Below are 15,288 nucleotides of genomic sequence, written 5' to 3'. Positions count from 1 at the left end.
AATCCTAGATGTGGCGCTATAGCCTCAATGATTCCAGTACAACTTATCCTCAAAAACTTCCTTAGTTACCGTGATGCTACTTTAGATTTTCGTGGTTTGCATACGGCTTGTATTTGTGGTTCCAACGGCGCAGGTAAATCGTCTCTGCTCGAAGCGATTACATGGGCAATTTGGGGTGAAAGTCGTGCTTCAACAGAAGATGATGTCATCCATTCTGGGGCAAAAGAAGTCCGAGTTGATTTCACTTTCCAAATTAACCAGCAAAAATATCGGGTGATTCGCACACGAATTCGAGGTGCAACTAGTGTTCTGGAATTTCAAATCGAAACACCTTCTGGGTTTCGCCCACTCACTGGTAAAGGAGTACGGGCAACACAGGATTTGATTTTAGAACACATCAAATTAGATTACGATACTTTTATTAATTCTGCTTACTTGCGTCAAGGTCGTGCTGATGAATTCATGCTCAAGCGCCCCACCGAACGCAAGGAAATTCTGGCAGAGTTGTTAAAACTCACGCAGTATGATGACTTGGAGGAACGAGCTAAAGAATCGTCCCGTCAATTCAAAGCTAGAGCAGAAGAATTAGAGCGTTCTTTAGAATCAATTAAAACGCAACTGCAACAACGGGAAACGACAGAAGTTCAAAGAGCAGAATTAGAAGTTGAACTTAATCAACTACAACAACTGCAAGCTTTTGATAATATTCAACTGCAAAGTTTGCAAGTTGTACAGCACCAGCGGCAAAGCTGGGAACAACAACTCAGCTTTGTGAGACAACAATACCAAAATTTGACGCAAGATTGCGATCGCCTCCACCAAGAACAATCAACTGTCAAAACCCAGCTTGCAGATTTGACAGCCATCTTAAATCAGGAAGCTGAGATTAAAAACGGCTACGCCCATTACCAAAACCTACAATCTCAAGAAGAAGCCTTTGCGGCTAAGTTTGAGCAACACACCCGCGCCACAACACTGCGTCAACAAAAGCAGCAGCAGCTAACTCAGCAAATTCACGAACTGGAAAGACAACTCCAACAAGTCCAAGCACAACTCGAAGCTTTGGCGCAGCAGGAGCAAGAAATTCAACAAACTCTCAGTAAATCAGGAGAAGTTGAAGCCGCTTTAGGACAACTGTCTGCCGCGCGTCGCCGTGTGGCTCAATTAGATGAACTGCAAATGCAAGTTGCGCCATTGTTGCAACAACGACAAAGTTTGCAAAGTCACCTAGATAGAATTCAAGCTGGTTTAGTAGCACGGCTAGAACAAATACAAGCTACACAAAATCAACTACAACGTTCCTCCCAACGTCAACCCCAATTGCAGCAAGCAGTCATGGCTGTGGCGATGCAGATTGAGCAAATGGAGAAAGATAGAGTTTATTTGCAACGAGTTCAAGAAAAAGGCCAGGAAAGACGACACTTTATTGAACGACTGCAAGCCCAGCAACGAGAATATGAAAGGTTATTGGGTGAATTAGACCAAAAACTGCAAATGCTCCGCAACCCCGACGCAATTTGCCCTTTGTGCGAACGGCCTTTGGATGAACATCATTGGAATCGTGTTGCTGATAAAACCAAATCCGAGTACAAAGAAACCGAGGAACAATTGTGGGTATTCCGAGAACAGATGGCTTGTTCAGATAGGGAAATTCAACTTTTAAGGCAGGAATACCGGGAAATATCGCAGAAGTTGTCTCCATATGATGCGCTGCGGGAACAGCGAGGACAATTAGCTGCACAACTGGAAACGACAAGCGATGCTGAACAACAATTAGAACAACTGGCGGCGGAAAGACAGCATTTAGAGCGATCGCTCCAAGCAGGTGATTACGCCCACGACAAACAAACAGAACTGCAACAATTAGAAGAATATCTGCAACAATTAAATTACAATGAGCAAGACCATGCCTTAGCTCGTAGTGAAGTTGAAAGATGGCGCTGGGCAGAAATTAAACAAGGGCAAATTAAAGATGCGCTCAAACGCCAAACCCAACTAGCAGCCCGCAAACCAGAATTACAAGGGACTATTACTCAATTACAAACCAGAATTCAGCAAGAACAAACTGATTCTGAACCTGCTAGACAAATTGCGGCTCTTGAGCTTCAGATTACCGAAATTGGTTACAGTCCAGAGCAACACAATAACTTACGCCAAGCTATCCGCCAAGCCCAATCTTGGCAGTTACGTTATCAACAATTGTTATCAGCCCAGCAGCAGTATCCCCAACTGCAAGGAAGATTGCAAGACTTAGAAACCTCTAAAATTGCTCGGTTAAATGAACGGCAAAAACTTGCTAATCAAATTGATGAAATAGTACAGCAACTAGCTCAGTCAGCCAACCCTATCGAGCAAATTCAAGGTTTAGAACAACAGTTAGCCATCCGCAGGCGACAACTCGATGAGCAAATAGCCAAGTTAGGACGTTTGGAACAACTCGCTCACCAACTGGAAACCTTGCAAGTTCAGTACGAACAACAACAACAACAACTGCAATCTTGCAAGCGCGAGTACCGAGTTTATCACGAATTGGCGCTGGCATTCGGTAAGAATGGCATCCAAGCTTTGATGATTGAGAATGTGTTACCGCAACTAGAAGCTGAGACAAATCAACTGCTGGCAAGACTCAGTGCTAACCAATTGCATGTCCAATTTATTACCCAAAAAGCTGGAAGAAGTGGGAAATCATCGAAGAAGAATGCCAAGCTGATAGATACCCTAGAGATTTTAATTGCTGATGCTAAGGGAACACGCGCTTACGAAACTTATTCCGGTGGCGAAGCATTTAGAATTAACTTCGCCATTCGTTTAGCAATGGCAAAATTATTAGCACAACGGGCGGGGGCGGCATTGCAATTGTTAATTATTGATGAAGGCTTCGGCACACAAGACGCTGAAGGATGCGATCGCCTGATTGCTTCCATAAATGCGATCGCCTCTGATTTTGCCTGTATTCTCACCGTTACCCATATGCCCCACCTCAAAGAAGCCTTCCAAGCCAGAATAGAGGTGAATAAAACTCAACAAGGTTCACAGGTAAGGTTGTTGGTTTAATTGACAGTATTACAAAAAAATTAGCGATCGTTACAAACACCATACAAAATAAATTTTGCAACAGTAAATAAATTGGGTTAAAAAAATCTTAAAACTTATCTATCGTCTTCCTAGGTCTGGTAATCTCTCAAACAGGTAATGTCGAAAGTTATTCATAGTTATTAAAAATTTCATACCAGCAATTAAGATTCAGGAATAGTGCATATTTTTCTATATTTACTATTGGAAAAATTTGTCATGGGTAAGATGACCGTTACTGCATAAACAACTAAACTAACTTACTGAACAAAGGCAAAATCCTGTTGTAATACGGAAATTTGGTATGACTTTAGCAATCTCTCCACACACAAAGCCTTTAACAGACGAAGAATTGCAGAAAATTAATGCCTACTGGCGGGCGGCGAATTATTTGTCAGTGGGGCAAATATATTTACTCGACAATCCACTGCTGAGAGAACCACTGAGAATAGAACACGTTAAACCCCGACTATTGGGACATTGGGGAACTACACCAGGGTTAAATTTTATATATGTTCACCTCAACCGCATCATCAAAAAATATGATCTAGATATGATCTACATTGCCGGGCCTGGTCATGGTGGCCCTGGATTAGTAGCAAATACTTATCTAGAAGGAACTTACAGCGAATATTACCCCAACATCTCCCAAGATGTTGAAGGAATGAAGCAGCTTTTTAAACAATTCTCTTTTCCTGGCGGGATTCCTAGCCATGTAGCGCCAGAAACCCCTGGTTCAATTCACGAAGGTGGTGAGTTAGGTTATGCGCTGGTTCACGCCTACGGTGCAGCTTTTGACAATCCTGATTTAATTGTGGCGGCGGTTGTCGGTGATGGCGAAGCGGAAACAGGGGCTTTAGCGGCGAGTTGGCATTCTAATAAGTTTCTTAACCCTGTAAATGATGGGGCAGTTTTGCCGATTTTACATCTCAACGGGTATAAAATTGCTAACCCAACGGTGCTATCACGGTTAAGCCATGAAGAAGTCGAAAGCTTATTTGTTGGCTATGGCTATAAACCTTACTTTGTAGAGGGTTCAGAACCTGCCGAAGTCCATCAGCAGATGGCAGCTACATTAGATACAGTGATTGCAGAAATTCAAAATACTCAAAGAGAAGCCCGTGTACATGGTTTCACAGAACGTCCGCGCTGGCCGATGATTATTTTGCGAACTCCCAAAGGCTGGACAGGGCCAAAAGATGTTGATGGTAAGAAAACCGAAGATTATTGGCGATCGCATCAAGTTCCCTTTGGGGCGATCGCTAAACAGCCAGAACATCTTAAACTTTTAGAAGACTGGATGAAGAGTTACAAACCAGAAGAACTCTTTGATCATAATGGCAAACTCTTACCAGAACTCGCCCAATTAGCCCCCACAGGTTTGCGTCGCATGGGCGACAATCCCCACGCCAACGGCGGTATTCTGTTGCGTGACTTGAAAATGCCCAACTTCCAAGACTACGCCGTAGATGTTCCCCAACCCGGTAAACTCGAAGCGGAAGCCACAAGGGTGACAGGTAAATTCCTGCGGGATGTGATGAAACTTAACCTAGAAAGCCGCAACTTCCGCATCTTTGGCCCCGATGAAACAGCTTCTAATCGCCTAGATGCTGTGTTTGAAGTCACAGATAGAACTTGGGTTTCTCAAATCCTCCCCGAAGACGAACATTTATCTCCCGACGGTCGGGTGATGGAAATTCTCAGCGAAACCTGTTGTCAAGGTTGGTTAGAAGGATATCTGCTTACAGGTCGTCACGGTTTTTTTTCCTGCTACGAAGCATTTATCCACATCATTGACTCCATGTTCAACCAGCACGCCAAATGGTTGAAAACTACCCGTCATATTTCTTGGCGAAGAGCGATCGCATCCCTCAATTATTTACTCACATCTCACGTTTGGCGACAAGACCACAACGGCTTCTCTCACCAAGACCCTGGTTTTATCGATCATGTAGTCAATAAAAAATCAGAAGTCATCCGTGTCTATCTTCCCCCCGACGCTAACACTTTGCTTTCCGTCACTGACCACTGTTTAAGAAGTTGTAACTATATCAACGTCATCATCGCCGGCAAACAACCAGCACTGCAATACCTCGATATGGATGCGGCGATTAAACACTGCACCAAAGGAATCGGGATTTGGGAATGGGCGAGTAACGACCAAGGTAGTGAACCAGATGTAATTATGGCTTGTGCGGGTGATGTTCCCACCTTAGAAACCTTGGCAGCTGTAGACATGCTGCGCCAATTCTTCCCCGACTTAAAAGTTAGAGTTGTCAACGTCGTTGATTTAATGACATTACAGCCAAAAAGTGAGCATCCCCACGGTTTAAGCACCAAAGACTTCGATACACTTTTCACAACCGACAAACCAATTATTTTTGCCTTTCATGGCTATCCTTGGTTAATTCATCGCTTAACTTATCGCCAGACTAACCATCACAACCTGCATGTGCGCGGTTACAAAGAAGAAGGAACAACCACAACACCTTTTGATATGGTGGTTCTCAACGACCTCGATCGCTATCATTTAGTCATGGACGTAATTGATCGCGTACCCAAACTAGGCTACAAAGCAGCTTACATCAAACAACACCTACAAGATAAGCTCATCGAACACAAACACTACATTTCCCAACACGGCGAAGATTTGCCCGAAGTCCGCAACTGGAAGTGGCCTTATTAAAACAGTTATCAGTGAACAGTTATCAGTAAACAGTCAACTGTTCACTGATCAAAGTCTGAAACCTTAAAACATGTCTAGCAAAATCGCTTTAGGTGTCTAAGACTGTCAGGATCAACTCAGTCAGACCAAAATTAACCCAGCTAAATCCAGCGCTGAAACTAAGAACAGACCTGGGTTATTCTCAAATTAGGAGGTTGAACTTTGACAAAGTTGAAAGTTGGTATTAATGGATTTGGTCGTATTGGTAGACTGGTGCTGCGCGCTGGCATTTATAATCCCAATGTCGAGTTTGTCGGGATTAACGATTTAGTACCACCAGATAACTTAGCTTACCTGTTGAAATACGATTCCACTCACGGTAAGTTTAATGGCAAGGTGGAAGCCAAGGAAGACGGTATTGTAATTGATGGGCATTTTATCCCCTGCTTGTCAGTTAGGAATCCAGCCGAATTACCTTGGGGTAAATTGGCTACAGATTATGTGGTAGAATCTACAGGACTCTTCACTGATTATGAAGGCGCAGCCAAGCACTTGACGGCAGGCGCAAAACGTGTAGTACTCTCTGCCCCGACAAAAGACCCAGAGAAAGTTCCGACTTTGCTGATGGGTGTAAATCATAACTTATTTAATCCCAGCAAAGATTTAGTCGTTTCCAACGCTAGTTGTACTACAAATTGTCTGGCTCCCATTGCGAAGGTCATCAATGATAACTTTGGTTTAACTGAAGGGTTGATGACTACAATTCATGCAATGACTTCTACTCAACCCACCGTAGACGGCCCTAGTAAAAAAGACTGGCGGGGTGGTCGAGGTGCATCTCAAAATATTATTCCCTCTTCCACGGGTGCAGCTAAAGCTGTGGCTTTAGTGTTGCCAGAGCTAAAGGGTAAGTTAACAGGAATGGCATTCCGCGTTCCTACCCCTGATGTTTCGGTAGTTGACCTCACCTTCAAGACTGCGAAAGCTACCAGTTACAAAGAAATCTGCGCTGCTATGAAGCAAGCTGCGGAAGGTCAATTAGCGGGTATTTTGGGATACACAGATGAAGAAGTGGTATCCACAGATTTTCAGGGTGATACTCATTCTAGTATTTTCGATGCAGGTGCAGGAATGGAGTTAAACTCCAATTTCTTCAAAGTTGTTGCTTGGTATGACAACGAATGGGGCTACTCAAATCGGGTAGTAGACTTGTTGTTGTCTATGGCAGAGAAAGAACAACTTTTGGCTGTAGCTGCTTAAAAAGTCTGAAGTATGAAGTATGAAGTCTGAAATTCATGCTTCATACTTCGGACGCATAAAAAAGTGTTTTTACATAGAAAAGGAGTGATATGAAGCACAAGTGGTAGAGATGCAGTAGGTGTCGCTCAAGGCGCTCAAGGCATCAATATCGCAATTTTTACCTGAATCCTAATCCCTATGCGTCGAACCAAAATTATTTGCACTGTTGGCCCTGCTAGTTCTGCTCCAGAAAAACTGCAAGCACTTGTCGAAGCTGGGATGAATGTAGCGCGGTTAAATTTTTCTCACGGCGCGCATGAATTCCACGGACAAACGGTTCAGTACCTACGGCAAATTAGTGCTGAACGCAAAAAGCCACTGGCAATTATGCAAGACCTCTGTGGCCCCAAGATTCGCTTGGGAACTTTACCACCAGAAGGGCTAAATGTCGAAGCTGGTGAAGAAGTTACATTTGTCTTACAGGAAAAAGGCAATAGTATCGACGAACTGCCTTTACCCTTGCCAACTTTGTTCGCAATGGTTAGACCGGGGGAACCAATTTTAATTAATGATGGACGCGTCAAATTGATTGTCACCGGCCGCGATGCCGACAAAATTCGGGCTTTGGTGAAAATTGGCGGTTTAATTTCCACCCACAAGGGAGTAAATCTGCCAGAAACACCACTACCAGTCAGTTCCATCACCGAAAAAGACTTGATGGATTTACGCTTTGGTATTCAGTTGGGTGTAGATTTTGCGGCGGTTTCCTTTGTGCGATCGCCCCAAGATTTAGAACCTGCCCAGCGGATGATTGAAGCTGCGGGAGCTAGTATACGTTTGATTGCCAAAATCGAAAGACCAGAAGCAGTTGAGCGTTTTGACTCCATCTTAAAAGTCGCTGACGGCATCATGATTGCCCGTGGCGATTTGGGTGTAGAAGTACCAATTCACGAAGTCCCCCTGATTCAAAAGGATATTATTCGCCGTTGTAATCAGGCAGGAAAACCAGTGATTACCGCTACCCAAATGCTGGAGTCGATGATTAGTTCCCCTGACCCCACCCGCGCCGAAGCTACTGACGTTGCTAACTCCATTCTTGATGGTACTGATGCTGTTATGCTATCTGGAGAAACAGCCGTCGGACAGTATCCTGTTGCTGCGGTGCAAATCATGCACAACATTGCTGTCAGAACAGAACAGGCTTTACAAGAGGGTGGTAAGCATTCGTGGTGTCATGAAGCCGGCAGTCTTAGCGTTACCGAATCGGTGGCAGAAGCAGTCTGTCGCATCGCCTATGAAACAGGCGCACGGGCAATTCTTTGTAACACTACATCTGGCAGTACAGCCAAATTAGTATCAAAATACCGTCCTTCCGCGCCGATTATTGCCCTTACTCCCGATGAAAATGCTTATCGTCAACTAGCACTTTCTTGGGGTGTCGAACCTTTACTCATTCCACCAGTTCACAATGCTGAGGAAATGTTTGTGAATGTTGTTAAAACAGTCGCAGACACGAGTTTGGTAAGTCAGGGCGATAAAGTGGTGATTACTTCTGGTGTACCAATTGGTAAATCAGGCACAACTAGTTTAATCAAAGTGCATTCGATTGGACAGCCAATTCTGGCGTGACGCACCTAGAATAGGGCTGAGGCTTTAGTTAGCAAAAAAGGCAATGATTAAGAAAAGTTGCCAAAATCAGAATTCTAGCAACCGTAGAGAGTGTAAATAATTCGGGAATTAGGTAAATCCTACACAAATCACCGTCACGGAGTATTTTATGTCTAAAAATCTACTAGAACAGTTGCGTGAAATCACCGTAGTAGTTGCTGATACTGGCGACATTAAAGCCATTGAAAAATTCAAACCCAGAGATGCTACCACTAATCCCTCGCTGATTACGGCTGCGGCACAAATGCCAGAGTATCAGGAGATTGTTGATCAGACTTTACTGCAAGCCAAAAAAGATGCTGGCGCAGGTGCTACTCAAGCTCAAATTGTTTCTCTAGCTTTTGAACGTTTGGCTGTATCTTTTGGTTTGAAGATTCTGCAAATCATTCCTGGACGTGTTTCTACAGAAGTTGATGCGCGTTTGTCCTACGATACAGAAGCTACCATCACCAAAGGTAGAGAAATCATTGCTCAGTATAAAGCGGCTGGCATTGGCCCCGAACGCATTCTGATTAAAATTGCCAGCACCTGGGAAGGAATTAAAGCAGCAGAAGTTCTGGAAAAAGAAGGCATTCACTGTAACTTAACTCTATTGTTTGGTTTGCATCAAGCGATCGCTTGTGCTGAAGCAGGTATCACCCTAATTTCTCCCTTCGTCGGCCGGATTCTTGACTGGTACAAGAAATCAACCGGACGCGATAGCTACCCCGCTGCTGAAGATCCAGGCGTAGTATCTGTCACCACAATCTATAACTACTATAAAAAGTTCGGTCATAAAACCGAAGTTATGGGTGCAAGCTTCCGCAACGTTGGCGAAATTACAGAATTGGCAGGTTGCGACTTGCTAACTATTTCTCCATCTTTGTTGGGTGAATTGCAAGCTACCATTGGCGACTTACCCCGCAAATTGGATGCTTCTAAAGCCGCCAGCATGGAAATTGCCAAAATCTCCATCGACAAAGCCACCTTCGACAAAATGCACGCCGAAGACCGCATGGCTTACGACAAATTAGACGAAGGTATCAAAGGCTTTACCAAAGCCCTAGAAGACCTAGAAAAACTATTGGCAGAAAGACTAGCTAAGTTAGAAGTAGTCGCCAGCCATTAGAATTTAGACTGCATCATAAAATCCCACATTCTGCATCTCAAACTAACACAAAAGAGAAGGCGGAATGTGGGATTGAAGCATTGTTCAAGAAACTAGATAAAATGAAACCTGTATAGACCAAGCCTGTGGTTCGGGAGACTGTTCATGACGGGGGCGCATAGTGACAAACAACTGTCGAGAATAGTTTTAAAAGGCTTCAAGTCTATCGCTGAGTGTGACCTTGAACTCTCCAGTCTGAATATTTTGATTGGGGCTAATGGTGCGGGAAAATCCAATTTTATCGGCTTCTTCCGCATGGTTCAGCAGTTGCTAGAAGAGAACCTGCAAGTTTTTGTCAGCCGGCAAGGTGGCCCTGATGCTCTCTTGCACTTTGGGCGCAAAACAACGGAAAAACTGGAGTTTCAGTTATATTTTGGCAATAATGGATACTTCGCCACTCTCGAACCAACCCAGGATAATCGCCTGATGTTCGCTGCTGAATATTTTTGGTGGAACATGAGTGGTGCGCGTGAAATAGGTAAAGGTCATTTCGAGACAAAGACCTCTAAAGGTACAAGGACTAGAATTGATGATTACATTTTGCCTACGATCCGGCAGTGGCGAGTTTATCATTTTCATGACACCAGTGATAGTGCTTATATAAAACAGGCACACGGTATTAATGACAATGCTTACCTGCGTCCTGATGCTCGTAATCTTGCCGCTTTTCTGTATTTATTGCAGAATAAGTACCCAGAATCATATCAAAAAATCGTTAAAACAATTCGGCTTGTTGCTCCCTTCTTTGGAGACTTTTATCTGCGTCCTTCGCTACAAAACGAGGAATCTATTGAACTGGAATGGTTCGAGAAAGGACAGGATGTTCCTTTCAAAGCATATTTACTTTCGGATGGGACACTACGCTTTATCTGTCTAGCAACGGTTTTTTTGCAACCGGAAGAACTTCAACCGGAAACAATTCTAGTTGATGAGCCGGAACTGGGTCTTCATCCTTATGCAATCAAGATTTTGGCATCCTTAATAAAAACTGTCCCTAGGCAAGTAATTGTTTCTACCCAGTCTGTAGAATTACTCAACGAATTTGATGCTAATGATGTGATTGTTTTTGACCGATTCCAGGGAAAATCATTACTACGCAGATTGGATGAGGAGGAGTTAGAGGAATGGCTGGAAGATTATAGTCTGGGAGAGTTGTGGAAGAAAAACCTCCTGGGTGGGAGACCTTCACGATGATTCGAGTTCATGTTTTCGTTGAGGGACAAACCGAGGAAACGTTAGTAAGGGAACTACTCTACGAGTATTTTCAGGAAAAAGACATCTACCTCAACCCAATTCTTGTGAGAACTAGTGCAACCGGAAAGGGGGGTGTAGTAAGTTACGCCAAAATCAAGCCACAATTAGACCGCAAGTGCCGTGAAGATAAAACAGCTTTTGTTACTACAATGTTTGATCTGTATGCCTTGCCTAATGACTTTCCCGGAAGTGATTCCCTGCCAAAAACTAGTGACCCGTTCCAAAAAGCTAAATATCTAGAACAGGAGATGGGTAAAGATATCGGTCACACAAATTTCATCCCTAATTTGTTGGTTCACGAATTTGAAGCATTGCTGTACAGCCAGCCACAAGTGTTTGCTACGTGGTTCAATGCCAGTGTAGTCAGTATTTTGCAAACTGATAGCAATCAATTCCCTTCACCAGAACACATTAATGATAATCCGTTAACCGCTCCCTCAAAACGAATTATTAGATGTTGTCAAGAATACGACAAACCACTACATGGTTCTTTGCTGGCTATTGAGATTGGATTGGATACAATTCTTCAGCAATGCCAGCATTTTAACCAATGGTTGCTGCGTCTTGAAAACATACTTCCTTATGATAAACAATCTGTATGAGTAATCAGGAAAAGTAGAAAGTAAATAAAAGTAAGATTAGGACTTATGCAGAAAAATTCCCAGGAAAACTTAGATGTAAAAGTTAGTAATAACTTTTCCATTCATACACTGATCGTCCATAATGATCTCGCACTCGTTTCCATCTTCCATGACGATATGGTTGTCCATAATAACGTCTATAGCGGTGGCTTCGTTTATAATAATGTCGTCGATTCCTGTTGCGGTGATAATATTTGCGAGTCCGCCTGTGTCTACGATAACGTTTGCAGATCCGTCTGTGAGCTAGTAAAATCTCTTCATTTTTATCTCCAACTAAATTTGTCTCTGCGTCAACACTCTGTTCATTGAGAACATTATTCAGAGTATTCTCTTTAGCTTCAGCCAAGGTAGGTGGATAAATGAAGGCTAATAGCAGGAACATAATTGAGGATAGCTTTTTGAAACGTTTCACGTTTTTGCTTTTCCTAGATTATTGGTAATAAGTTTATTTAATACATGAAATTGAGCAACTATACCGTTCAGAGTTCACAAAGCTGAGTGACGTAAAAGTAATGAAAGTACTCATATTAAATGCTGGCTCTAGCAGCCAAAAAAGTTGTTTGTACGAAGTTTCAGATGATGCTTTACCCCAAGAAGCACCCCAACCCCTTTGGGAAGGGAAAGTCAACTGGACTCAAGACCGGGGTGTAGCAGAAATCGAAGTGAAAACAGCTTCAGGCGCAAGCTTGCACGAATCTATTTATGGGGATTCACGACAAGCACACGTTGCTTATATGCTCTACACTCTCAGCCGTGGTTCAACTAAAGTAATTGGACAACTGTCGGAAATTGATGTGGTGGGACATCGTGTAGTTCACGGTGGGCAAAACTACCGTCATAGTGTGGTGATTACTGAAGAAGTGAAAAAGGCGATCGCCCGTCTATCTAACTTAGCACCAGCCCACAACCCCGCCGCTTTAGAAGGCATCGAAGCGATTGAAAAAAGTTTAGGGGAAGTCACTCAAGTTGCTGTATTTGATACCGGATTTCATGCCACTTTACCGGATGCAGCCGCCATTTATCCCGGCCCTTATGAATGGGTAGAACAAGGTATCCGCCGCTATGGATTTCATGGTATCAGTCATCAATATTGTGCTGGACGGGCGGCGCAAATTCTGGGAAAAGACTTAGCATCGCTGCGAATCATTAGTTGTCATTTGGGTAATGGCTGTTCCTTAGCAGCAATTAAAAATGGGCGTAGCATTGATACCACAATGGGTTTCACACCCTTGGATGGATTAATGATGGGAAGTCGTAGCGGTTCTGTTGATCCAGGAATTTTAATTTATCTCATGCGCCAATCTAATTACTCGGCTGAGAGATTAGATTATGTGTTAAATAAAGCGTCGGGATTACGAGGAATTTCGGGAGTTTCCAGCGATTTACCCCAAGTAATTGAAGCGATCGCCCAAGGTAATTACCGCGCCCAACTCGCCTGGGATATGTACGTCCATCGCTTAAAGTCTGGGATTGGGGCTATGCTTGCTAATCTAGGAGGATTAGATGTGTTGTTATTTACCGCAGGTGTAGGCGAAAAATCTGCCGGAATTCGTCAAGCCGCCTGTGAAGCTTTTGGATTTTTGGGTTTGAAAATTGACCCAGAAAAAAATCAAAATCAACCAGTTGATCAAGATATCGCCACTTCTGATTCTACAGTGCGAGTATTAGTAATTCATACTCAAGAAGATTGGGCGATCGCCCAATCTTCTTGGCAAATTATGAAAAATAATGCTTAACCCGCTTTTGTCACTCTAGGCAGAGGAAAAATGAGGAAGTGCGATGATGCAGAGTACCCAAACTACAACCGATGTAATTTCTTATACAATTAACGATTCCTGTTTGTTGCGAGGGTGAGTTTTTCTATTAGTTGATTTTTCAGGCTTTCAAAATAATTAACACTATCTTCGAGTTCAGAGGCTTTTGCATAGCGAATTAATGGTTCGAGCAACCAAGCTTCTGTGGGTGTCATTTCAGGTTCTAAGCTTAAGAGACGTATTTTGGTGTCTACCCATTGTAGGCTAGAGGGTATATGAGATTCATGAGCATGACAGGTTTCCATCAATTGATCGAGAATTACCTCTAAATTTTCATCTTTTCCGTAAACCTTAATCATTTGTCCGACCTTAAATACATGAGAAGCTAATTCGCGGATTTCGGGTTGATGAGAATTTGCTAATATTTCACCGACTGTTAAAACCTTGAACTTACCTTGAGCATCGATTGACATTAATTGCCCTAGTAAATTAGTGCTGAGGTTAGCTAGGGCTTTATCAAATTCTATCCGGGTAGGAGAACTGTTGGGAGCAAGTTCAAACCATGCTCCCTTTCCTGCTAAAATCTCACAACAACGTTCTCGTGCGGTGATGTCTCCGCCAGTGATTTGGGTTCTTCCTCTAGGGCCTGGTCGGTAAATTGTGTTATCTTCGCTACCTTCCCGTACACCAGTTTGAATTGTGACTCCTCGTAAAAATCGGGAGACGATTCGAGGCATAATATCAGGCCAAAGGTCGGCTAAACGACCGAAGAGAGTAGCTTCTTCGATTTTTTCAATGAATATTTGCCGGAAGCGTTGAAAATAAATGCCGTTAGAAGATAAAACAAGGTAGGGAAATGGTAGTTCTGGTTGTAATAGTTCTTCTTGTTCGGATATGAGGATGAGTAATTCGACAACAGTGCTAATGATGCTTAAAAGTTGGTCGGGATTAGGACAAATAAGGATTATTTCTGGCAAAAAAGCTAACTTATAGCAGCTAAGAAGGTCGGGTTTCAGGATTTTAGCAGTGGGGAAATATTTGATAGTTTCGCTAGTTGCGATCGCAATTTTTCCGCTTTTTTTCAAAACCTGGGAGCTACTGGAATTTTGTCGTTCCAAAAAATAAACTCGATCGTCTACTTGTGTAAGTTGCTGAGTGAGATGATAAAAAAAACTGACTCCTAGTGCGCCAGCCGGTAGGATTCCCACACTATCTTTGATTAGGGAAACCACTGTTAGCTCTCCTCAATTGCAGCTATGACTTGATATGCTTTATCTAGATCGGAAACTTTCAGGATGAGGTGCATTTTTTCTTCCTGACGAGTCGAACTACCATAAGTATATTCAATATTAATTCTCGCCCTAGTGAGCGATTGGGTTAATCGTGCTAGTTGACCATTAACATCGGTAATCTCCACAGCAATGATATCTGCCTCAATTACGTAAAATCCCTCTGAAATAAGTAAGTTTTTACATTTATCGGGTTCGCTAACAACTATCCGAATCAAACCTTGCTCAATATTATCAATTAGTGATATTGCTTCGATATTGATATTCTGATTTGCAATCACGGTACTCATCGCAGCTAGACGACCGGGATAATTTTCTAAAGCTATGGTTAGTTGGCGTTGAATTTGGCAGTACATAGATAATATATAGCCTCACCTTTAGAGATGTAGGCACAAAATATTAGTAAAAAAATAACTGAGTATCAATTAATTACAGATGAACCACTATTTTAAGTCAAGTTGTATCTATTTTTTCTGTAACCGCTTCTACAGTGCTTGCTGGATAAGCTGTACGGTGACAAATTAAATGGCGTTGAGACAAATATTGCAGCAGAGGTTAC

At 42.9% G+C, this 15,288-nt stretch carries 11 protein-coding genes; 8 read left to right on the top strand and 3 right to left on the bottom strand.

What is annotated here, in order from left to right:
• Window positions 1–27 precede the first annotated feature (27 nt).
• The 7 genes from sbcC (at window position 28) to IQ259_RS17570 (ending at window position 11,647) form a co-directional block, all read left to right on the top strand.
• Window positions 28–3,054, top strand: a complete 3,027-nt coding sequence (gene sbcC, locus IQ259_RS17600; RefSeq protein WP_193887070.1) for an exonuclease subunit SbcC — start codon at window positions 28–30, stop codon at window positions 3,052–3,054.
• Between the two features lie 322 nt (window positions 3,055–3,376).
• Window positions 3,377–5,758, top strand: a complete 2,382-nt coding sequence (locus IQ259_RS17595) for a phosphoketolase (RefSeq protein WP_193887068.1) — start codon at window positions 3,377–3,379, stop codon at window positions 5,756–5,758.
• Window positions 5,759–5,959: 201 nt separating this feature from the next.
• On the top strand, window positions 5,960–6,997 hold the full coding sequence (gene gap, locus IQ259_RS17590; RefSeq protein WP_193887066.1) for a type I glyceraldehyde-3-phosphate dehydrogenase: 1,038 nt from the start codon (window positions 5,960–5,962) through the stop codon (window positions 6,995–6,997).
• A gap of 177 nt (window positions 6,998–7,174) precedes the next feature.
• A complete protein-coding gene (gene pyk, locus IQ259_RS17585) occupies window positions 7,175–8,605 on the top strand; it encodes a pyruvate kinase (RefSeq protein ID WP_193887057.1) in 1,431 nt (476 codons plus the stop codon).
• Between the two features lie 148 nt (window positions 8,606–8,753).
• On the top strand, window positions 8,754–9,752 hold the full coding sequence (locus IQ259_RS17580) for a transaldolase (RefSeq protein WP_193887055.1): 999 nt from the start codon (window positions 8,754–8,756) through the stop codon (window positions 9,750–9,752).
• A 144-nt stretch (window positions 9,753–9,896) separates the two neighbouring features.
• A complete protein-coding gene (locus IQ259_RS17575) occupies window positions 9,897–10,985 on the top strand; it encodes an AAA family ATPase (RefSeq protein ID WP_193887053.1) in 1,089 nt (362 codons plus the stop codon).
• A complete protein-coding gene (locus tag IQ259_RS17570) occupies window positions 10,982–11,647 on the top strand; it encodes a DUF4276 family protein (RefSeq protein ID WP_193887051.1) in 666 nt (221 codons plus the stop codon). Before IQ259_RS17575 ends, IQ259_RS17570 begins: the two co-directional genes overlap by 4 nt.
• An 82-nt stretch (window positions 11,648–11,729) precedes the next feature.
• Here the strand turns inward: IQ259_RS17570 and IQ259_RS17565 are convergent, their stop codons facing one another.
• Window positions 11,730–12,068, bottom strand: a complete 339-nt coding sequence (locus tag IQ259_RS17565; protein WP_228014607.1) for a hypothetical protein — start codon at window positions 12,066–12,068, stop codon at window positions 11,730–11,732.
• Between the two features lie 130 nt (window positions 12,069–12,198).
• Here IQ259_RS17565 and IQ259_RS17560 point away from each other — a divergent pair, with 130 nt between their 5' ends.
• Entirely contained in the window at window positions 12,199–13,422 is a 1,224-nt protein-coding gene (locus IQ259_RS17560) for an acetate kinase (protein ID WP_193887047.1), read from the top strand.
• An 89-nt stretch (window positions 13,423–13,511) separates the two neighbouring features.
• On the opposite strand, the gene IQ259_RS17555 is transcribed toward IQ259_RS17560, so the two are convergent.
• The gene (locus IQ259_RS17555; protein ID WP_193887045.1) at window positions 13,512–14,672 is read right to left on the bottom strand and encodes a hypothetical protein; all 1,161 of its coding nucleotides are present in this window, start codon (window positions 14,670–14,672) and stop codon (window positions 13,512–13,514) included.
• 2 nt (window positions 14,673–14,674) lie between these two features.
• Window positions 14,675–15,085, bottom strand: coding sequence for an amino acid-binding protein (locus tag IQ259_RS17550; protein WP_193887043.1), 411 nt, complete (start codon window positions 15,083–15,085; stop codon window positions 14,675–14,677).
• Window positions 15,086–15,288 lie beyond the last annotated feature (203 nt).

Source organism: Fortiea sp. LEGE XX443, assembly GCF_015206815.1.
Lineage (GTDB): Bacteria > Cyanobacteriota > Cyanobacteriia > Cyanobacteriales > Nostocaceae > Nostoc_B.
This window is presented reverse-complemented; position numbering and strand designations above follow the sequence as displayed.